We start from the raw sequence: 20,803 nt of genomic DNA on the forward strand, positions 1-20,803 counted from the left end.
CAGCCGGACGCCGTCAGCTCGGCGATCTGCTGGAGCGTCGCGCCGATGTCGGACGTCCGGGTCGTCGTCATCGACTGGACGGACACCGGGGCGTCCCCGCCGACCGCCACGGACCCGACCTGGATCTGCCGGCTCTTCCGGCGCTCGGCGAGCTTGGTCGGAACGGACGGCATGCCGAGAGAAATCGCAGTCATCTGCTGTGCAACCCCAAGTCGTGGATCAAGGTCCAGGTCCCGTCGGTGGCGGGCTCCAGGCTTCGAGATTACGGCACCGGCCCCTCCCCGGGCACCTCGCGGCCGTCGAACCCACTCGATGGAAGGCGGCCCGGCACAGATCGTGCCGGCGCCGGTGAACGCCGTACGGCTAGGAGATTCTCACCGGGTTGACGACGTCCGCGATCAGCACCAGGAGGGTGAAGCAGACGAAGATCCCGGCCACCACGTAGGCCACCGGCATCAGCTTCGCCACGTCGAAGGGGCCGGGGTCGGGGCGGCGCAGCACCCTGGCGATGTTGCGGCGCAGTGACTCCCACAGGGCGCCCGCGATGTGCCCGCCGTCGAGGGGCAGCAGGGGGAGCATGTTGAAGAGGAACAGCGAGAGGTTGAAGCCGGCGAGCAGCATCACGAACATCGCGAGCTGTTGCGAGGCCGGGATGTCGAGGGTGGCGATCTCGCCGCCGACCCGTGCCGCGCCGACGACGCCCATCGGGGAGTCCGCTTCGCGGGGACCGTCGCCGAAGGCCGCGTCCCACAGGGCGGGGACCTTGGAGGGCAGGGCGGCGAGGGAGTCGACGGCGTCGCCGACCCGCTCGGTCATCCAGGTCGCGGACTCGCCGAAGTCCTGTTTGACGACTCCGGTGGCCGCGCTGAAGCCGAGGAAGCCGGCCTTGACGTACTCGCCCTGGACGTAGGTGCCGTTGGCGTCCTTCTTCGCGACCTGGTTGGTGGCGATCTTCGCGTTCAGGGTGACCTCGCGGCCGTCCCGGTCGACGACGATCTCGACTTCCTTGCCGGCGCTGACCCGGATGAGGTCGGAGAGGGTCGCCCACTCCTCGGTGCGCTGTCCGGCGAAGGAGACGATCTTGTCGCCCTTCTCCATGCCGGCGGCGGCGGCCGGGGAGGCCGGGTCGGACTTCTTGCAGGTGTCGCGGTTCTCGCTCTGCGCGATGACGCAGGGCGAGACGGAGGCGACGGAGGTTGTCTGCTGCTGGATGCCGAAGCCCATCAGCACGGTGAGGAACAGGGCGATCGCGAGGATCAGGTTCATGAAGGGACCCGCGAACATCACGATGACCCGTTTCCACGGCTTGCGCGTGTAGAACATGCGCGTCTCGTCGCCGGGCCGGAGTTCCTCGTACGCCGCCGAGCGGGCGTCCTCGATCATGCCGCGCCAGGGTGAGGTGGAGCGGGCCGTGACGCGGCCGTCGTCACCCGGCGGGAACATGCCGATCATGCGGATGTAGCCGCCGAACGGGATGGCCTTGATGCCGTACTCGGTCTCGCCCTTGTGCCGCGAGAAGAGCGTCGGGCCGAAGCCGACCATGTACTGCGGCACGCGGATGCCGAAGAGCTTGGCGGTGGACAGGTGCCCCAGCTCGTGCCAGGCGATCGACACCAGCAGGCCGACGGCGAAGACCACTATGCCGAGGATGAACATCAGGGTCGTCATGCGCGGGCCTCCGCCGTCCGTACCGCCAGTTCCCGGCCCGGGCCCGTGCCCAGGTCTCCGCTTCGAGGACGTCCGGCACGGTGAGCGAGGTTCCCGCGCGCGGGGTGCCGTGTTCCTCGACGACCCTCGTCACGGTCTCCATGATCCCGTTGAACGGCAGCGCGCCCCTGCGGAACGCCTCCACGCACTCCTCGTTGGCGGCATTGAACACCGCCGGGGCCGTCCCCGCGAGCTCGCCCACGTGCCGGGCGAGGTTCACCGAGGGGAAGGCCTCGTCGTCCAGCGGGAAGAACTCCCACGTCGACGCCTTGCTCCAGTCGAACGCGGGGGCCGCGTCGGGCACCCGCTCGGGCCAGCCGAGGCCGATGGCGATGGGCCCGCGCATGTCGGGCGGCGTCGCCTGCGCCAGTGTCGATCCGTCCGTGAACTCAACCATCGAGTGGACATACGACTGGGGATGCACGACCACCTCAATGCGGGAGAAGGGAATGTCGTAGAGGAGGTGTGCCTCGATGACTTCCAGGCCCTTGTTGACGAGGGTCGCGGAGTTGATGGTGATGACCGGGCCCATGGCCCAGGTGGGGTGTGCCAGGGCCTCCTCGACGGTGACGTGCGCCAGCTGTTCCTTCGTACGGCCGCGGAAGGGGCCGCCGGAGGCGGTGACGACGAGCTTGCGGACGTCGGCGCGGGTGCCGGCCGCGAGGCACTGGAAGAGCGCCGCGTGCTCGGAGTCCACGGGGATGATCTGGCCCGGCTTGGCCAGCGCCTTCACCAGCGGGCCGCCGACGATGAGCGACTCCTTGTTGGCGAGCGCGAGGGTGCGGCCCGCCTCCAGGGCGGCGAGGGTGGGCGCGAGGCCGATGGAGCCGGTGATGCCGTTCAGCACGGTGTGGCTGTCGGAGGCGGCGAGCTGGGTGGCCGCCTCCGGTCCGGCGAGGATCTCGGGGAGCGGCTCGGCAGTGCCGTACTCGCCGCTCAGGGCCTCCCGCAGGGCGGGTACGGCGTCCTCGCGGGCGACCGCGACGGTCCGCACCCGCAGTCGGCGGGCCTGCTCGGCGAGGAGGGCGATCCGGCCGCCGTTGGCGGACAGGCCGGTCACCCGGAAGCGGTCCGGGTTGCGCAGCACGAGGTCGATGGCCTGGGTGCCGATCGACCCGGTCGACCCGAGGACCACCACGTCCTTGGGGCCGTCGCCCGCCACGGGGTCGAAGGCGAGGTGCGGGTCGGCGAGGAGGGCTGGACTGTCGCTCATTCCCCCATTGTTGCCGCAACGCACGGGGGCGTGGACAGGGTGTCCCCCCACGGCCCCCTCCTGGGGGGCTCTTGGGGTGCTCTTGGGGGGACAGCCCTGGCCAGGTGTGCCCGGTGTCACCCGATCGTGCGACGGACGTTCTCGTGTTCGGACGGTCCCGGAGTGGTGTCGGCGATCCAGGGGCCCTCGCCCGAGGGGTCGACGATGCCCTGCTCCAGCCACTCGTAGGTGCCCGCGAGGACGCCCTTGACGACCTTGTGGTCGAGGTCGTCGGTGTTGGACCACAGGCGGGTGAAGAGTTCCTCGACGCGGATGCGGGACTGGCGGCAGAAGACGTCGGCGAGCTGGTAGGCCTCACGGCCGTGCTCGCCGCGGGAGCGCAGCAGCTCGGCGCGCACACAGGCCGCGCTCATCGCGAACAGCTCCGCGCCGATGTCGACGATCCGGCCGAGGAAGCCCTGCTTGGTCTCCATGCGGCCCTGCCAGCGGGACATGGCGTAGAAGGTGGAGCGGGCCAGCTTGCGGGCGTGCCGCTCGACGTAGCGCAGGTGCGGGGAGAGGTCGACCTCGTGCTTGAACTCGGTGAACGAGTTCGGGAGTTGACCGGGTCCCGCGACGAGCTTGGGCAGCCACTTGGCGTAGAAGACACCCGCGTTGGCGCCCGCCCTCGCCTTGTCCTGGAGGGACTTGTCGGGGTCGATGAGGTCGCCGGCGACCGAGAGGTGGGCGTCGACGGCCTCACGGGCGATCAGCAGGTGCATGATCTCCGTCGAGCCCTCGAAGATGCGGTTGATGCGCAGGTCGCGCAGGACCTGTTCGGCGGGGACCGCCCGCTCGCCGCGGGCGGCGAGGGAGTCGGCGGTCTCGAAGCCGCGTCCACCGCGGATCTGGACCAGTTCGTCGGCCATCCGCCAGCCCATCTCGGAGGCGAACAGTTTGGCCAGGGCGCCCTCGATGCGGATGTCGTTGCGGTCCTCGTCGGCCATCTGGGAGGACAGGTCGAGCACGGCCTCCAGGGCGAAGGTCGTCGCCGCGATGAAGGAGATCTTCGCTCCGACCGCCTCGTGGTGGGCGACGGGCTTGCCCCACTGCTCGCGGGCCGCCGACCACTCGCGGGCGATCTTCAGGCTCCACTTGCCGGCCGCCACGCAGGAGGCGGGCAGCGAGAGCCGGCCGGTGTTGAGGGTGGTCAGGGCGATCTTCAGGCCCGCGCCCTCGGGACCGACGCGGTTCGCGGCGGGGACCCGGACCTGGTGGAAGCGGGTGACGCCGTTCTCGATGCCGCGCAGGCCCATGAAGGCGTTGCGGTTCTCGACGGTGACGCCGGGCGAGCCCGCCTCCACGACGAAGGCGGTGATGCCGCCCTTGTGGCCCTCGCTCTTCGGCACCCGGGCCATCACGACCAGCAGGTCGGCGACCACGCCGTTGGTGGTCCACAGCTTGACCCCGTCGAGCACGTAGTCGTCCCCGTCGGGTACGGCGCTGGTGGCGAGGCGGGCCGGGTCGGAGCCGACGTCCGGCTCGGTGAGGAGGAAGGCGCTGATGTCGGTGCGGGCACAGCGCGGCAGGAACCGCTGCTTCTGCTCGTCGGTGCCGAACAGCTTCAGCGGCTGCGGCACGCCGATCGACTGGTGTGCCGAGAGCAGCACGCCGACCGCCGGGCTGGCCGAGCCGACCAGGGCCAGCGCCTTGTTGTAGTACACCTGGGTGAGACCGAGCCCGCCGTACTTGGGGTCGATCTTCATGCCGAGGGCGCCGAGTTCCTTGAGACCGCGTACGACCTCGTCGGGGATGCGGGCCTCGCGCTCGATGAGGGCGCCGTCGATCCGCGTCTCGCAGAACTCGTGGAGCTTGGCCAGGAACTGCTCTCCGCGCCGTACGGCCTCGCCGGTGGGGACGGGATGGGGGTGGATGAGGTCGAGGCGGAAACGGCCCAGGAAGAGTTCCTTGGCGAAGCTGGGCTTGCGCCAGTCCTGTTCCCGGGCGGCCTCCGCCACCTGACGGGCCTCACGTTCGGTGACGACGGGCTTCTTGAGGGGTGGTGCGGACATGAGGCTCACCTCGCCGCGAATCGGGTTCTCGGACCACGTTGGTTACCGATGGGTGCTACCCGATCGTTGGTACCCGATCCCGGGCGAGCCCACCACCCCTCGCGCGTCCGATCGGCCGACGTCGACCGAGCACGACGTGGTGTCCGGGCGGCCCTTTCCCCTGGAGCCCCCGGTGCCGGACTCGGTTCCGGAGGCGTGCCGGTCGTTGCCGAGGAGCTTGCGCCGGACGAGTGCCCGGGTGGAGTCCGGCGGGCCGGTCGTTACCGAGGAGCTTGCGCCGGACGAGTGCCCGGGTGGAGTCGTCGAGGTCGGGGGTGGCCCGCCCCGGCGGTCGGGCCGGATCACGATCCCGCCGGTGGGCCGGTCCCGCCGGCCCGTGGTGTTCCTGCCGCGCGGCCCAGGTCGTGGGCGACGCTCGTGACGCCGGGGTTCGCTGAGACGGAGAAGCCCCCGTTCGACCACCTCCTGCGGCGCCGACCCGGATCGGCGGGCCGGCGCACGCCATCCACGCCCCGTCGACCTGTGACGCCGACGGCGGCGGCGAAGCCCTTCGCCCCCCGGGAAAGGCGGGTCCGCGGTGTTGCCTCAGGGGTCCTTCCGGGGGGACGGTTCCCGTACGTCCTCCAGCGGCCGCAGCGGCGCGGAAGGCCGCCGCGGCCGACGGAGTCGGGGCCGCCGGACCGGCCCGCGCGACCGGTTCGGCGAAGTCCCGAAGAAACCCTGTCGAAGCGCTTCGACAACCTATGGACACCCACTCGCGCTAGAGCTACTGTCAAAGCACCCTCACCCGCCCTTGTTCCCCCTGCGCACTGTCGAAGCGCTTCACACATCTTGGAGAGCTGGATGGTCACCCTCGCCGAGGTCGCCCAGCACGCCGGAGTCTCGGCGAGCACGGTGAGCTATGTCCTCAGCGGCAAGCGGTCCATCTCCGCGACCACCCGGGAGCGGTGGAGCAGAGCATCCGCCAGCTCGGCTACCACCCGAACGCGGGCGCGCGGGCCCTGGCCAGCAGCAAGTCGAACATCATCGCGCTGATGATCCCGCTGCGCACCGACATGTACGTGCCGGTGATGATGGAGATCGCCATCGCGGTCGCCACCACCGCCCGCACGCACGGCTACGACGTCCTGCTGCTCACCGGCGAGGAGGGCCCCGACGCCGTGCGCCGGGTCTCCGGCAGCGGGCTCGCCGACGCGATGATCCTCATGGACGTCCAGCTCGACGACGAGCGGCTGCCGCTGCTGCGCGGCACCGACCAGCCGTCGGTCCTGATCGGGCTGCCCGCCGACACCACGGGCCTGACCTGCGTGGACCTCGACTGGACCGCGACCGGCGCGCTGTGCGTGGAGCACCTGGCGACGTTCGGACACCGCGACATCGCTGTCATCGGCGAGGCGCCCGCCGTGTACGAGCGGCACACCGGTTTCGCCGAGCGCACCCTCGAAGGACTCCGCTCCCGGGCGAAGGAACTGGGGCTGCGGGTGCTGCACCGCCCGTGCGAGAACGGGTACGACGCGATGGCGGTGACGCTGGCCCGGGTCCTCGACGAGCGTCCTGGCACCACCGGGTTCGTCGTGCAGAACGAGTCGGCGGTCGAGCCGCTGCTCGCGCTGCTGCGGCAGCAGGGCCGGGCCGTCCCCGAGGACGTGTCCGTGGTCGCCATCTGTCCCGACCAGGTCGCCGTGCAGGCGTCGGTGCGGCTGACGTCGGTCGCCATCCCCGCGCAGGAGATGGGGCGGCGGGCCGTGGAGTACCTGGTCGCCAAGCTCGATCGCCGGGGTGACGACGACGTGGTGCTGCTCGCCCCGGAACTGACGGTCCGCGCGAGTTCGGGCCCCGCGCCGGCCGCTTCCTGACCCACCGCACCTCCCGCACGTCCCTGCCGCACACCTCTCGCACACGCCTCTCCCACACCACGGACCGCACCGGTGCCCGCCCGTGGCACCCGCATGTCCCACTCCTCCAGGAGCACAGGAGCACGCCACGTGAATCAGCCTGCCGAAAACCAGCCTCAGGTCAGCCTGGCGCAGTCGTCTCCCACCGTCGGGACGTTCCGTGAGCGGGACGGCGCGCTGGAATGGAGCGGCCGTCAGGAGACCGTCCGGGTCGAGCCGTGGGGTCCGGACGGGGTCCGGGTCCGTGCGCGGCTCGGCGGTCCCGTTCTCGACGGTCTGCCCGGCGCGCTGCTCGCGGAGGCGCCGCCGGCCTCGTCCACGGTCAAGATCGAGGACGGGCGGGGGCGGCTGACGGTCGGCGCGCTGACCGTCGAGGTGGACGCGGAGGGCATGATCCGCTTCCTGGACACCTCCGACGACCGGGAGCTGCTGGCCGAGGAGCGCGCCCACTTCTGGTGGCCCGGTTCGCGTCTCTACACGGCCGTCGGCAATGGCCACCACCGCCTGGAGCAGCGCTTCGCCGCCTACGACGACGAGAAGCTGTACGGCCTGGGCCAGCACCAGCACGGACGGTTCGACCAGAAGGGCCTCGTCCTGGACCTGGTCCAGCGCAACGCCGAGGTCGGCATCCCGGTGCTCACCTCCAGCCGGGGCTACACCCTGCTGTGGAACAACCCGGCGATCGGTCGGGTGGAGCTGGCGCACAACGGCACCCGCTGGGTGGCCGACTCGGCCCGGCAGATCGACTACTGGGTCACCGCGGGCGCCCCGGCCGACGCCCAGCGCCGCTACAGCGCGGTGACGGGCCGTACGCCGATGCTGCCGGAGTGGGCGGCGGGCTTCTGGCAGTGCAAGCTGCGCTACCGCACTCAGGAGGAACTCCTCGCGGTGGCAAGGGAGTACAAGCGGCGGGGGCTGCCCCTGGACGTCATCGTGTGCGACTTCTTCCACTGGACGCACCTGGGCGACTGGAAGTTCGACCTGAAGGAGTGGCCCGACCCGGCCGCGATGGTCCGCGAACTGGACGAGCTGGGCGTGAAGCTCGTGGTGAGCGTCTGGCCGTCGGTGTCCCCGCTGTCGGAGAACCACCAGCTGATGGAGCAGCGCGGCTACTTCATCGGCACCCAGTACGGCCCGATGGCGCACGCCGACTGGCCGGACAAGGAGGTCGCCTCCACGGTCCAGGTCGCCTTCTACGACGCCACCAACCCGGAGGCCCGCGAGTTCGTGTGGTCCAGGGTCCGCGACAACTACCTGGCTCCCTACGGGATCACGGCGTTCTGGCTGGACGCCTGCGAGCCGGAGCTGAAGCCGGGCTTCCCGGAGAACCTGCGCTACTGGGCGGGTCCGGGCCTGGAGGTCGGCAACATGTACCCGGCCGAGAACGCGCGCACCTTCTACGAGGGCCTGCGCGCGTCCGGCAGCGGCGACGACGAGATCATCACCCTCAACCGGTCGGCGTGGGCGGGCAGTCAGCGCTACGGCGCCGCCCTGTGGTCCGGTGACATCGGCACCGACTTCCCGACCCTGCGCCGCCAGATCGCGGCCGGCCTCAACACCGCCCTGTCGGGCATCCCCTGGTGGAACACCGACATCGGCGGCTTCCACGGCGGCGACCCGGACGACCCGGAGTACCGCGAGGTGCTGGTCCGCTGGTTCCAGTTCGGCGCGCTGTCCCCGCTGATGCGCCTGCACGGCTTCCGCGACCCGGGCACGCCGCTGGGCCCCCAGATGACCGGCGGCCCCAACGAGGTGTGGTCGTACGGTGAGGAGGCCGGGGCGGTCCTGGAGAAGTACCTGCGGCTGCGCGAGCGGCTGAAGCCGTACGTGCTCCAGGTGATGCGGGATGCGCACGAGGAGGGGCTGCCGGTGATGCGGCCGCTGTTCCTGGAATTCCCCGACGACCAGGCCGCCTGGTCCGTCGACGACTCCTACCTCTTCGGCCGGGATCTGCTGGTCGCCCCGGTCCTCACGGCGGGCGCGACGGCCCGTACGGCCTACCTTCCGGCGGGCGCGCGCTGGACGGACGCGTGGACGGGTCGGACGTACGAGGGCGGTACGGCCGTGACGGTCGACGCCCCGCTGGACCGGATCCCGCTGTTCCTGCGGGACGGGGCGCGGCTGCCCGTGGCCGAGTAGCCACGGCGGGCGCGCGGACGCGGCCGGTCTCCCCCGGGAGGGACCGGCCGCGTGGTCCGTCCGCGGGGGCGGACCGAGGCCAGGAAGCGGACGAGGGCGCGGGTGTGCGGGACGTCGGGGTGCAGCGGGGGGCGGGGGCCGTGCGGGCGACGTGCGGCTGGACCGCCCGGCCGCCACGGCCGCGACCGTGGCGCCGAGTGGGTGCCGCCGTCGCGGTGCCCGGTGTGGCGAGCGGCGCGGCGGCGGCGACCAGGATGACGCGGAGGGGGTGGGGGTCCGCACGGGCTCCGGGAGATCCCACCCCCGCCCGGTCAACTGCTGCTGACGGTGAGGTTGTTGGTCTGGAAGTTCAGGCCGCCCGAGGACGAGGTGATCTCGAAGCCGAACTGGACGTCGCCGATGGTCTCGTTGCCCATCCAGCCCTTGGTGTCCTTGATCCACTTGAGGATGGGGAGGATCTGGACGGTGCCGGAGGACGAGTTCGAGGTGCGGATGAAGGAGAACACCTCGTTGGCGCCGTTGTCGCCCTTGTAGACGGTCCAGGTGTGACCGCCCAGCGTCACGTTGCCCTGCGAGGTGCCGAGGGGACCGACGGCTCCGGTCTTGTTGACCCAGAGCATGATCTCGTAGTCGTAGTCGGTGTCCCAGATGTCGTACGAGGAGTTGTAGGCGCCGGACGACGGGACGGTGACGTTGTAGCTGCTGCTGAGGGAGCCCAGTGAGGTGATCGTCTTGTTGATCACCTTCTTGGAGTTCGGGTAGGACTTGATGCCGCCGGTGTTGGGGTGGTTCGCCCAGGCGCCCCAGTTGGTGCCGGAGTTGGCCCAGACGCACTGGCTGCCGGCGCCGGAGCCCCAGATGTTGTTGTAGAGGGTGTAGCCGTTGAGGCTGGTGTTGCCCCACTGTTCGCAGGAGTTCCAGACGGCTGCCTGGGCGGGGGCGGAGGCGAGGCCGATGGTGGCGCCGAGCGCCAGGGCGGGGGCGAGCAGGGCCTTGGTGACCCTGCCGAGCGTGCGAGATGCCATGGTGTCCCTTCCATGGGTGGGGGGAGATGCGGGGGAATTGCGGGGAGTCACCACGCCCCCAGGGTGAGGACGTGGTCTTCTCCGGCGACGAGGTCGAGCGGCTCCGTGCCGGAGGAAGTCCGGACTTCGATGCGGTGTGTGCGGTGCGGCCTGAGGACGGCGCGGGCTCCGTCGGGCCCCAGGCGAGGTCGAGGTCGGCGCCGAACCGGGTGCGTACGCCCCGGAGTTCGCCCGCCGGGAGGGCAGGGCCGAGGGCGGGCAGCAGGACCAGCCGGTCGGGGGTCGACTGGACGAGTGCCTCGATCAGCACGGCGGGCAGGGTGTGGGCGGCGTCCGCGTTGTAGACGTCGCGGTGGGGGTAGTGGGCGCTCATCGAGGGAGGCGTGGAAGAAGTCGCCCTGCAGCACCTGGGCGAGGGCCTCGGTGACGCGTCGGCCGTCGCGGAGCCGGGCCGCGATCAGCGCGTGGTGGAGGTGGCCGTGCGCGGAGTCGTTCTCGGCGCCGCGCAGTTCGAGGGCGCGGTGGGCGGCGGCGGCGAGCCGGGGGGTGTCGTAGGGATTGATCTCGTCGAGGGGCCAGACGGCGTAGAGGTGGCTGAGGTGGCGGTGGTCGTAGGTGTCGTCGAGGCCGGGCCAGGCCCATTCGGCGAGGGCGCCGTCGGCGTTGGTCCGGTGCGGCGGGAGGCGGTCGGCCAGGGCTCGCCAGCGGGCCGCGTGGTCGGGGTGGTAGGCGGCGGCGGTGAGGAGCGCGTGCCGGGCGGCGGAGAGGTCCATGGCCGCGTTGACCGCCCCCCAGCTCGCGTTCGCGGGCCGGTTCTCCGGTGAGTAGGACGGGACGACGACGAGGTGCCCGTCGGCGTCGGTGCGGGTGAGGAAGTCCTCGTAGAACAGCGCGACCTCGGCGAGCGCGGCGGCGGTGCGCGGGTCCTGTTCGCCGCGGATCTCGTCGTGGTCGACGAGCGGCTTGAGGAGCCAGTCGGCGCCGGCGGTCCACAGGTGGAGGGGGAATTCGCGGCTGAAGTGGTACGTCAGTCCCGACTCGCCGTCGGTGTGCGGCGGGGCGACGACGCCTCGGGCGCCGAAGATGGCGCGGGCGTTCTCGCGCCAGTCGTCCGCCTGCCCGTGGATCAGGGCGGCGAGGGCCGCCGTGACCTCGGGCAGGGCGGCTGCCGCCGCCGACGCCGTCTGGAGGTTGAGGTTGGCGTCGGTGGTGAACGCGCCGGCCCAGGCCGTGTCCCAGTCGCCGGTCCACAGGCCGGTGAGGCGGGGCGGGAAGACGCCGCTCGCGCTGAGCAGGTGGTAGCGGCCTGCCGCGAAGAGCCGCTCCAGCAGCGCCGTGGCGTCCGGACGCTTCAGCAGCTCCGAGCCCGGCAGGGCGCGTTCGCCGGGGTCGGCGGCGAGGTCGAGGCCGACGCGTTCGTAGGCGGTGCGGTGGAGTGTCGTGTGCCGGTCGCGGAGTTCGTCGTACGACCGTCCGGCGAGGACGGCGCGCAGGGCGCGGGTCTCCTCGGCGACGTCGAGGTCGCCGGTGTGACGGCGGACGCGGGTGAGGAGCAGGACCGATTCGGCGTCCTCGACCCGGGCGCCGGGGGCGGCGAGGGAGAGCCGGCCGCCGGTCACCGCGACGAGCGTGACTCCGGTGTAGGCGCGGTCGCTGTCCGGGTAGCGGGCGCGGAGGCTGAGGACGGCGCCTCCGGGGTGAGGAGCGCCCCGTGGCCGACGCCCAGGCCCGCGGGCACGTTCGCGAGCCGGTGGTCCAGGGTGATGTCCAGGCTCGGTCCGGGGCCGGTGATGTGCTGGACGATCACGTCGTCCGCCCGGGAGACGAGGACGCGGCTGGTCCAGCCGGCGGTGGCGGCGGTGATCTCGCCGGTGGAGAAGTCGACGCCACGGCGGTAGTCGCGGGCGGCGGCGTCCGGTCGTCGCAGCCGGATCTGGAAGGCGGGGTGGAAGGGCTGCACCCATTGCAGGGGCCGTCCGTCGGTGAAGTCCTCGGCGGCCGTGAGGTCTCCGGCGAGCAACCGGGCCTGGAGCGCGGGGAGTTCGCCGGCGAGTCGCGGGGGCTCGGCGTGTTCGGCGCCGTTGGGGCGGACGAGGGTGTGATGGGTGACGATGACCCGGTCGTCGTTCGGATCTCCGAACACGAGGGCTCCGTGCCGGCCGTTGCCGCCGAGGAAGCCGTCCTCCCAGCGGGCGGCCGGGCGTGGCTCCCAGGTGCCGTGGACGGGGCCGGCGGTCATGGCGTCAGCACCGCGACGCCGTGGCGGCCGAGGGTGATCTCGTCGCTGACCTCGGCGTCGGTGAGGAGGTCCCGGTGGCTGCCCGGCACCTCGACGGTCACGGCCTCGCGCCCGTGGTTGAGCAGGAACAGCAGGTCACCGCGGCGGACGGCCTCCACCTGGCCGGGCAGCCCGGCGAGCACCGGGGCGGCTCCCGCGCCGGCCGCGATCCGGGCGAGCAGCTCGCGCAGGGACTCGGGCTCGGGGAGCGTCGAGACGTACCAGGCGCGGCCCTTGCGGAGCACGGCGGGCAGGCCGTCCAGCTCTCCGCCCTTGTACGAGGCCTCCGCCACGGCCTCCTCGGTCTTCTCGATCTCCTCCGACCACAGGGTGCCGCGGAAGCCGTCGCACTCGGCCGGCTCCCCCGGCTCCAGCGGCCACCACTCGTGCAGGGTGCGGATGCCGAACAGGTCGCGCAGCCGGGGGTCCATGCCGCCGGGGCGGACCCGGTCGTCCTCGTCGGCGACGCCGGTCAGGAAGCCACTGACGAGGGTGCCCCCGCCGCGGACGTAGGCGAGGAGGTTGTCGACGGCGGCGTCGGTGAGGAGGTAGAGCTGCGGGACGACGACCAGCTTGTATCCGCCGAGGTCGTGTTCGGGGTGGGCGAAGTCGGTGGTGAGGTGGGACTCCCACAGGGCGCGGTGCCAGGCGTGCAGGACGGTCGGGTGGTCGACGTGCGCGGAGAGGCGTCCGTCCTGGGAGCTCGCCCACCAGGCGTGCCAGTCGTGCAGGATCGCGATGTCGTTGACGGTGTGCCGGTCCGTCACCCGCCCGGAGATCTTCGCCAGGTCGGCGCCGAGCTGCTTGACCTCCTGGTAGGTACGGCCCTCCTCCCCCGCGTGGCTGACCATGCCCGAGTGGAACTTCTCCGCGCCCTGGCGGGACTGGCGCCACTGGAAGTAGCAGACGGCGTCGGCGCCGCGGGCCACGGCCTGGAGCGACCAGAGGCGGTTGAGTCCGCGCGGCTTGGGGTGGTTCACCCCGCGCCAGTTGACCGGTCCGGCCGCCTGTTCCATCAGCATCCAGGGGCCGCGGGCCTGCGAGCGGGTCATGTCCTGGACGAGGGCGCCGTGCTGGGCGCCGGCCGGGTCGCGCGGGTCGGGGTAGAGGTCGACGGAGACGACGTCCTCCTCCGCGGCCCAGCGCCAGGCGTCCTGGCCGGCCCACAGCGGCATGAAGTTGCTCGTCACCGGGGTGTGCGGGGTGGCCCGGCGGACGATGTCCCGCTCGGCGGTGTAGCACTCCAGGAGCATGTCGGAGGTGAACCGCCTGAAGTCCAGCACCTGGCTGGGGTTCTTCAGGTAGTGGGCGTGGCGGGGCGTGTGGATCTCGGCCCAGTCGCCGTAGCCCTGGCTCCAGAAGGCGGTGCCCCAGGCCTCGTTGAGGGCGTCGAGGGTGCCGTACCTGCCCTGGAGCCAGCGGCGGAAGCGGGCGGCGGCCTCGTCGCTCCAGTCGTAGGTGCAGTACTCGTTGTTGATGTGCCACATCGTGAGGGCCGGGTGGCCGCCGTAGCGGGCTGCGAGGTCCTCGGTGACGGCGGCGGCGTAGCGGCGGTAGGTGGCGCTGGAGTGCGAGAAGTGCTGGCGGCCGCCCCACCACTCGGTGCGCCCGTCCTGGTCGACGGGCAGCGTGTCCGGGTGGAGGTGTCCCATCCAGGGCGGCGGCGAGGAGGTGGGGGTGGCCAGGACGACCCCGATGCCGTGCTCGTGCATCAGGTCCATGAGCCGGTCCAGCCAGCCGAACTCGCGTTCTCCCGGGGTGGGTTCGAGCTTCGACCAGGAGAAGACGCCGAGCGTGACGGAGTTGACCGCGGCGTCCTTCATCAGCCGGACGTCCTCGTGCCAGGTCTCCTCGGGCCACTGCTCGGGGTTGTAGTCGCCGCCGAACAGGATGCGGCCGTTCGTCGCCGTGCTCAGGCCGGGCATCAGACGGGCTCCCCGTACTGGATGCCGCGCCCGTTGGTGGCCAGGTAGACGCGGCCGTGGATCCGCGGGTCGCCGGTGATGACCTCGCCGGTCCAGCCCCACTGGTGGGCGTCGTCGTTGATCCTCATCCAGGTCTTCGCGCCGTCGTCGGAGCGGTGGACGGCGGTGATCGTCCCGGTGGAGCCGACCTGGTAGATCGCGGGGTAGTCGGCCCCGTCGGCGGCCTTTCCGAAGCCGAGGGTGTACGAGGCCCAGCAGCTGTCGATCTTCGAGAAGCCGGCGCCGCCGTCGGTGGACCGGTACAGGCCGTTCCACTTGGCGCTCAGCCACAGGTCGCCGGAGCGTCCCGGCGCCGCGACCACCTTGAACTGGCTGTCCCCGGAGGGTAGTCCGGTCGCCCGCGCGGTGAAGGTACGGCCGCCGTCGGTGCTGGCCAGCAGCGTGCCCGCGTCGGTGTCGTAGACGTAGAAGACCGCCGGGTCGGCCGGGTCGGCGACCGGTGTGGCGCCCTTGGGGAAGGAGGGGACCTCGGTCCAGGTGGCCCCGTTGTCCGACGACCGGTGGGCCGGGTGCTTCGTGCCGTCCCAGTGCACGAAGGACCACAGCAGCACGCTGCCGTCGGCGTTGGCGGCGATCGGCCCCGGCGCGTCCTTCGCGATGGCGGGCTGGGCGGCGAAGGGCGCCCAGGTCCGGCCGCCGTCCCGCGAGAAGGCGCCGTTGCCGTGGTCGCCCCAGCCCGCGCGGACCACGTACGAGGGCCTGAGCGCGGCCTGCGCGAGTCCGGTCGCGGAGCCGAAGACGGGGTTGGTGGCCATGCCGCGCGACGGCGAGGCGGTGAGCCGCTCGTGGTACATCACGCCGATGTCGCCGAGTCCGCTGATCAGATGCGCCTCGCCCGTCGGCGGCGAGATCAGCTGGCGTACGGCGGTCTCCTCCAAGCCGCGGATCTGCGGGGCCCAGCGCCTGAGGTCGCGGGTGCCGTAGAGGGTGGCGCCGGTGCCGTACACGAGGTGCTCGGAGTCGTACGGGTCGACGGCCACCGCCTGGATCCACCAGCCGAACTTGGGCGCGGCCTCGCCCCACTTGAGGAAGGGCGTCTCGGAGACGTCGAACACCGCGGAGTCCTTGAGGGAGGTCCAGGTGCGGCCGCCGTCGGTCGTGCGGTACAGGGTGTCGACGGCCGCCCAGCGGTTGTTGGTGGAGACCACGACGGTGCCGGGGCGGCGGGCGTCCACGGCGGCCCCGCCGTACCCGAAGGTGTCGGCGGAGCCGTCCTGGGTCGTGCCGCCGGGCTTCACCGGCGTGACCTCGGTCCACTTGCCGGTGGTCGTGGCCAGCTTGTGCACACTGCCGTCCGACTGGCCGTTGGGGCCCGGGGCGTTGGCGTACGTCACGTACAGCTCACGCGTGTGCCGGTCGTACGCGGCGCGGACCGGGACCTTCGCGGCGGTGCCGGCGGGTTGTCCGGGGACGGGCTCCCAGGTGGTGCCGTCCGCCGTCCGGAACAGGTTGGCCGACGCCGTCGTGCCGTCCGAGTCGCCCCAGCCGGCGTAGAGCGTGCGGCCGGCCGCGACCAGGAGGGTGACGCCCTGGCCGGTGGGGTTCGGGGCGGCCGGGAAGGTGTCCGCCGCTTTCCAGGTGGCCCCGCGGTCGGTGGACTTCAGGAGTCCGTCGTGCCGGGTGCCCAGCCAGAGGGTGTCGCTGTCGCGCGGGTCCACGAGGAGGCGCTCGCCCGTGCCGCGGCCGTCCTCGTTGGCGCCGAGCTTCACGGTCAGGTCGGTGCGGGTCCAGGTGGCACCGCGGTCCTCGGAGCGCAGGATCGCGCCGTTCCCGGCCCAGGACTGGGAGTACGCGCCGAGGGCCAGGTAGACGCGGGCGGGGTGGGCCGGGTCGACGGCGACGGCCTCCACCCCGAGGAGGTTCCAGTCGTCCCAGCCGAGGTGGTCGGTGAGGGGGGTCCAGCGGGCGGTGCGGTCGTCCCAGCGGTACGCGCCGCCGATGTCCGTGCGGGCGTAGGCGAGGCCTCGGACCGTGGGGTGGAAGAGGACACCCGTCACGAATCCGGTGCCCCCGATGACGGCGGTGCGCCAGCGGTAGGTGGGGCTCGGCGGTTGTTCCGCGGCGCTGGTACGGCCCTGGAGGGCGGGGGTGGCGGTGAGGGCCGCGGCGGCCGCCGTCCCGGCGAGTACCGTGCGGCGGTTGAGGGGGGAGGTGTGCATGGGTGACCTCGCAGGGGGGGGGAGGGACGGTGGGCCGGGGTGCGGGTGGCGTGGTGCCGGGGCCGGGTCAGGTGGCGGGCGCTGCCGGGTGCCTCCCCCGCTCTCGGCCGTGCTCGAGCGGGGAGCCCTCCGTCGCCCACCCGACGGGGAGCCGCAGGCAGCGGCGTGAGTGGACGTGCCCGAGGGGCGGGGGGAACCGCGCGACCGGCCACCGACGGGTCGAGGACGGGGGACGGCTCGTATCCGGTTCGACCGGCGGAGCCGCTCTCAGCCCTTCACCGCCCCCGTCAGCATCCCCTTCTTGAAGTGCTTCTGGACGAACGGGGACAGCACTGCCACCGGCAGCAGAGCCATCACCATGACCGCCATCTGCACGGCCAGCGCCGACAGTTGACCCGTTTTGATGGCCTGCCCCATCCCGACCGGCGCCTCCTGTTTCTGCACCAGCTGGATCATGACGTTCTGGAGCGGCATCATGTCCTGGTCGTTGAGGTACAGCGAGGCGTTGAACCAGGCGCTCCAGTACCCGACGGCGTAGAACAGCGTGATCACCGCCAGCACCGCACGCGACAGCGGCATCACGATCTGCCAGAGGATGCGGAAGTCCCCCGCCCCGTCGATCCGCGCGCTGTCGATGAGTTCCTGCGAGATCCCCATGAAGAAGCCGCGCAGGACCAGGATGTTGAAGACACTGATCGCGCTCGGCAGGATCAGCGCGAGGTAGGTGTCGGTCAGCCCGAGGGACTGCACCAGCAGGTAGGTCGGGATCAGTCCCGCGCTGAAGAACATCGTCGCCAGCAGGGTCATCAGGATCCAGCGGTGGGCGAGCGACCCCGAGCGGGACAGGCCGTAGGCGCACAGCACGGACACCGTCATGGAGAACGCCGTACCGACGACGGTGATCAGGACGCTGATGATCGCGGCCCGGGTGACCTGGCCACCGCTGAGGAGTTCGCGGTAGGCGATGAAGTCGATCTCCTTCGGGATCATCACCAGGCCGCCGGCCTCATCGATGGTCTTCCGTGAGGAGAGACTGGTGACGAGGACGATCCACAGCGGGAAGACGATCGCGAGGCAGGCGAAGCCCAGGGCGATTCCCTTGCCCGCGAGGCCCGCCCTGCTGGGCTGCTCCTCCCACGAGGGCCGCGGCGGGGCGGCCCAACGGCTCGGTGCGCGCACGCTCTTGTCGGCCGCGGGCCGGTCGGTCACGGTGCTCACTTCTTGTACACCCCCTGCTCGCCCATGAGATGGGCCACCTTGTTCGCGACGAGCACGAGGCCGAGGCTGATCACGCCCTTGATCAGACCGGCGGCGGCCGCGTAGCCGAAGTCCTGGTTGCGGACGCCGTTCCACCACACGAAGGTGTCGAGGACCTCCGAGGCCCCTGGTCCCACCGCGTCGCGTTGCAGAAGGATCTGTTCGAACCCGACCGTGAGGGCGTCGCCCACACGGAGCACCAGCAGCAGGGCGATGACCGGCCGCAGGGCGGGGAGGGTGACGTGCCACATGCGGCGCCACCGGTTGGCGCCGTCCATCGCGGCGGCCTCGTACAGGTCCGGGTTCACCGACGCGAGGGCGGCGAGGAAGACGATGATGCCCCAGCCGGCGTCCTTCCACACGCTCTGCGCGGTGATGAGGAACTTGAAGGTCTCCGGGTCGGTCATGATGTCGATGCCGTCGTACCCGTTCTGCCGCAGCAGCTGCGAGAGGATTCCCGCGCCGCCGAAGAGCTGCTGGAACACGGCGATGACCAGCACCCAGGAGAAGAAGTGCGGCAGGTAGAGGATCGCCTGCGACACCGCCCGCACCCGGGGCCTGACCACACTGTTGATGAGCAGCGCGAGCCCGATCGGGATCGGGAAGTACAGCACGAGCTGGAGGAAGAACAGCACCAGCGTGTTCTGGACCGCCTCCCAGAACGCCGAGTCCTCGAAGAGCCGCTGGAAGTTCTCCAGACCCACCCAGGGGCTGTTCAGGATGGAGACGACCCCGTTGTCGCTGATGTAGGGGTCGTAGTCCTGGAAGGCGACCACGTTGCCGAGGATCGGCAGGTAGTTGAAGAGCAGGACCAGTGCGACCGCGGGCAGCGTCATCAGCAGCAGGACGCGGTCGCGCCGGAACCTGGTCCGCAGGCTCAGCTTGCCCGAGGACCGTCTCCCCGCGGAACCGGTGGTTCCGCCGGACGCCGCCGGGGTCTTGTCCGTCTTCTCGGCCTCGGGCCTGCTCCGAGGCACCGTGCTGTGGGACACGGCCGTTCTCCTCGCCTCGCCGCCGGTCAGCTCGCCGCCGTGCCGTTCTCGTCGAGCAGCTTCTGGTACCAGTCGCGGAGCTGGTCGCCGCCCTTCTTCTTCCAGTCCGAGACGGCGGCCTGCATGTCGCTGATCTTCTTGCGGCCGCGGACGATGTCGTCCTCCAGCTGCTCGAAGTCGTTGGACAGGTTGGTCCAGCGGCTGGGCTCGGTGATCTGCATGCCGTAGAAGGCCGACTTCTTGGTGAAGGCGCCCATCCGCTGCTGCCACTCGACCTGGCCCCTGGCGACGTCCGGGAGGTCGGGGTGGGCGATGGTGGACGCCGGGCTCGCGATCATCACGAACGCGTTGGCGACCTCCTGGTTGCCCTTGTCGTTCTTGACGGGCACGCCGTCCTTGACCGCGTAGTGCGTGCCCTCCACCCCGTAGTTGGTGAGCATGTACTCCTTGGTGCCGTACGGGGCGGCGGTGGCGTTGGCGACGGCCAGCACGTCACGGATGACCGATTCGGAGGCCTTCTTGTTGACGAAGGCGAAGATGTTGGCCGGCTGGGTGGCGTAGATGACCGGGTCGGAGCCGCCGGTGCCGAAGATGTCCATGCCCCAGATCTGGAAGCCGGGGTTCTGGGTGGCCTGCGAGGCCTGCTGCCCGTACCAGCTGGAGATGTCGGTGTTGTAGATGAGGAACTCGCCGGCCGCGAACTTGGTGCTCGGATCGATGGCCTGGCTCTTGCCCAGCTTGAAGTCGGGGTGCACGTATCCGGCGTCGAACAGCTTGCGGGACCACTCCAGCGCTTCGAGGTAGGCGTCCAGTTCGATGCGGTTGACCAGCTTGCCGTCCTGGACGATCCAGCCGAGCGGCTTCTCCCCGCCGACGGCACGCCGAAGCTGTTGAACGCCGTCCACTTCATGTCGCCACAGGCCCACACCTTGGCCTTGGCGTTGGTGATCTCCTTGGCCAGCGCCACGAACTCCTCGGTGGTCTTCGGGACCGTGTAGCCCGCCTTGTCGAAGAGGTCCTTGCGGTAGAAGGGCACGATGTTCGTCACGTACGAGGACGGCATCGGCAGGCCGCGCAGTTTGCCGCCGAAGATCGACCGCTGCCAGGCGTCGGTCGGTATCGCCGCGAGGTTCGGGTAGTCCTTGACCGCGTCCCCGGAGAGGTACGGGCCCAGGTCGGCGAACTTGCTGAGGATGGCGCTCGGTATCTTGCCGCCCATGTTCCAGCCGGGGACGACCACGACATCGGGCACGTCGCTGGAGGCGAGCACGGCGCCGAGCTTCTGGTCGTAGGTGTTTCCGTCCTGGTTCTGCCAGACGACGTCGACGCCGGTGAGGGCGTTCATCGCCGTGTAGTAGGGGTTGCCACCCTTCGGGGGCGATCCCCAGAACGGCGACATCACGGTGACCTTCGCGCCCTTGCCGAGCTTCTTCGGTACCGAGGTCTTCAGGCCCGCCAGGTCGAGCTTGCCGGTGAAACCGACCGAGGAGCCGTTCTTGGACGGGATGTCGGGCGTCACCACGTTGTTGGCGACGAAGGTCGGCAGGATCTTCCTGGCGTCCTTGCCCGAGGTGGTGCCGTCGCGCGAGCCGCTGTCCGAACCGCCGCAGGCGGCGAGCAGCGGCATCCCTCCTGCCACCGCTGCGGTGGCGACCGCCGTGGAGGCGAGGAAGCTTCTCCGGCTGGGCCCGGAGGAGGCGGAAGCGGCGTTCGGCGTCATTGCGTCAACCCTTCATGGCGCACCAGGACACCCGGCGGTGGCCGTCGGCTGCGGTGTCTTGAGTGGAACTGGCTGAGCTGAAGCGTCTCCGGTCCCTGATCGTCGGAGGTCTGCCTGCCTCGCGGCGGAGGCTCCACACTGGCGAAGGATCGTCGAAGCGCTTCGATGTTGCTGTGAGGTTAAGTGAAGGCATGGGGGTGCACAAGGGTCGCTCCCAAGATTCCTCCGAGGCGTCCGGGTTTGGTCGGCGCGCATGCACGACTTGAAATGTCGCCCAAGAGTCCTAGTTGTTGCCGCGGGGTCCCTTGACACCCACCCCGGGGCCGAATGAGCATCGAAGCGCTTCGAAAGCGCCTCCCCGCTCCATCGCAAAGGGAACCTC

Annotated in this window: 9 protein-coding genes and 4 pseudogenes; 2 read left to right on the forward strand and 11 right to left on the reverse strand. The window is 71.1% G+C overall.

Annotated elements, in window-relative coordinates:
* From BM536_RS09580 to BM536_RS09595, 4 genes and pseudogenes are all read right to left on the reverse strand, one after another.
* Window positions 1-194: flavodoxin-dependent (E)-4-hydroxy-3-methylbut-2-enyl-diphosphate synthase (locus tag BM536_RS09580; protein ID WP_158086517.1), on the reverse strand; the 194-nt coding region annotated here is incomplete at its 3' end.
* A gap of 169 nt (window positions 195-363) precedes the next feature.
* The gene (locus tag BM536_RS09585) at window positions 364-1,656 is read right to left on the reverse strand and encodes a M50 family metallopeptidase (protein WP_211362862.1); all 1,293 of its coding nucleotides are present in this window, start codon (window positions 1,654-1,656) and stop codon (window positions 364-366) included.
* A gap of 8 nt (window positions 1,657-1,664) precedes the next feature.
* A pseudogene (gene dxr / locus BM536_RS09590) lies at window positions 1,665-2,920 on the reverse strand (1-deoxy-D-xylulose-5-phosphate reductoisomerase).
* Between the two features lie 116 nt (window positions 2,921-3,036).
* Window positions 3,037-4,971 carry an acyl-CoA dehydrogenase family protein gene (locus BM536_RS09595; protein ID WP_073499235.1) on the reverse strand — a complete coding sequence of 645 codons (1,935 nt, stop codon included), beginning with the start codon at window positions 4,969-4,971 and terminating at the stop codon, window positions 3,037-3,039.
* 843 nt (window positions 4,972-5,814) lie between these two features.
* Between BM536_RS09595 and BM536_RS09600 the strand changes: the two are divergent.
* Together BM536_RS09600 and BM536_RS09605 are read left to right on the forward strand one after the other, a co-directional pair.
* Window positions 5,815-6,827, forward strand: a pseudogene (locus BM536_RS09600) (LacI family DNA-binding transcriptional regulator).
* A 129-nt stretch (window positions 6,828-6,956) separates the two neighbouring features.
* Entirely contained in the window at window positions 6,957-9,005 is a 2,049-nt protein-coding gene (locus BM536_RS09605; RefSeq protein ID WP_073499233.1) for a glycoside hydrolase family 31 protein, read from the forward strand.
* A 311-nt stretch (window positions 9,006-9,316) separates the two neighbouring features.
* On the opposite strand, the gene BM536_RS09610 is transcribed toward BM536_RS09605, so the two are convergent.
* From BM536_RS09610 to BM536_RS09640, 7 genes and pseudogenes are all read right to left on the reverse strand, one after another.
* Window positions 9,317-10,030: a glycoside hydrolase family 12 protein gene (locus BM536_RS09610; protein ID WP_073494105.1), complete on the reverse strand. Its 714-nt coding sequence runs from the start codon at window positions 10,028-10,030 to the stop codon at window positions 9,317-9,319.
* A 47-nt stretch (window positions 10,031-10,077) separates the two neighbouring features.
* A pseudogene (locus tag BM536_RS09615) lies at window positions 10,078-12,269 on the reverse strand (glycosyl hydrolase family 95 catalytic domain-containing protein).
* The gene (locus tag BM536_RS09620) at window positions 12,266-14,233 is read right to left on the reverse strand and encodes a beta-galactosidase (RefSeq protein ID WP_094102806.1); all 1,968 of its coding nucleotides are present in this window, start codon (window positions 14,231-14,233) and stop codon (window positions 12,266-12,268) included. The pseudogene BM536_RS09615 and the gene BM536_RS09620 overlap by 4 nt, the downstream one beginning before the upstream one ends.
* The gene (locus BM536_RS09625; RefSeq protein ID WP_094102807.1) at window positions 14,233-16,452 is read right to left on the reverse strand and encodes a 1,4-beta-glucanase; all 2,220 of its coding nucleotides are present in this window, start codon (window positions 16,450-16,452) and stop codon (window positions 14,233-14,235) included. The genes BM536_RS09620 and BM536_RS09625 overlap by 1 nt, the downstream gene beginning before the upstream one ends.
* A 267-nt stretch (window positions 16,453-16,719) precedes the next feature.
* Window positions 16,720-17,670: a carbohydrate ABC transporter permease gene (locus BM536_RS09630; RefSeq protein ID WP_073494107.1), complete on the reverse strand. Its 951-nt coding sequence runs from the start codon at window positions 17,668-17,670 to the stop codon at window positions 16,720-16,722.
* The gene (locus BM536_RS09635; protein ID WP_073494109.1) at window positions 17,667-18,701 is read right to left on the reverse strand and encodes an ABC transporter permease; all 1,035 of its coding nucleotides are present in this window, start codon (window positions 18,699-18,701) and stop codon (window positions 17,667-17,669) included. The genes BM536_RS09630 and BM536_RS09635 overlap by 4 nt, the downstream gene beginning before the upstream one ends.
* A gap of 26 nt (window positions 18,702-18,727) precedes the next feature.
* A pseudogene (locus BM536_RS09640) lies at window positions 18,728-20,421 on the reverse strand (extracellular solute-binding protein).
* Window positions 20,422-20,803: the final 382 nt, after the last annotated feature.

The sequence above is a fragment of the Streptomyces phaeoluteigriseus genome (assembly GCF_001896135.2).
Lineage (GTDB): Bacteria > Actinomycetota > Actinomycetes > Streptomycetales > Streptomycetaceae > Streptomyces > Streptomyces phaeoluteigriseus.

Bases quoted from the DNA above. Each gene is read 5' to 3' on its own strand.
- BM536_RS09585 (WP_211362862.1), bottom strand. From the start codon at position 1,656: ATGTTCATCCTCGGCATAGTGGTCTTCGCCGTCGGCCTGCTGGTGTCG.
- BM536_RS09595 (WP_073499235.1), bottom strand. From the start codon at position 4,971: ATGTCCGCACCACCCCTCAAGAAGCCCGTCGTCACCGAACGTGAGGCC.
- BM536_RS09610 (WP_073494105.1), bottom strand. From the start codon at position 10,030: ATGGCATCTCGCACGCTCGGCAGGGTCACCAAGGCCCTGCTCGCCCCC.
- BM536_RS09620 (WP_094102806.1), bottom strand. From the start codon at position 14,233: ATGCCCGGCCTGAGCACGGCGACGAACGGCCGCATCCTGTTCGGCGGC.
- BM536_RS09625 (WP_094102807.1), bottom strand. From the start codon at position 16,452: ATGCACACCTCCCCCCTCAACCGCCGCACGGTACTCGCCGGGACGGCG.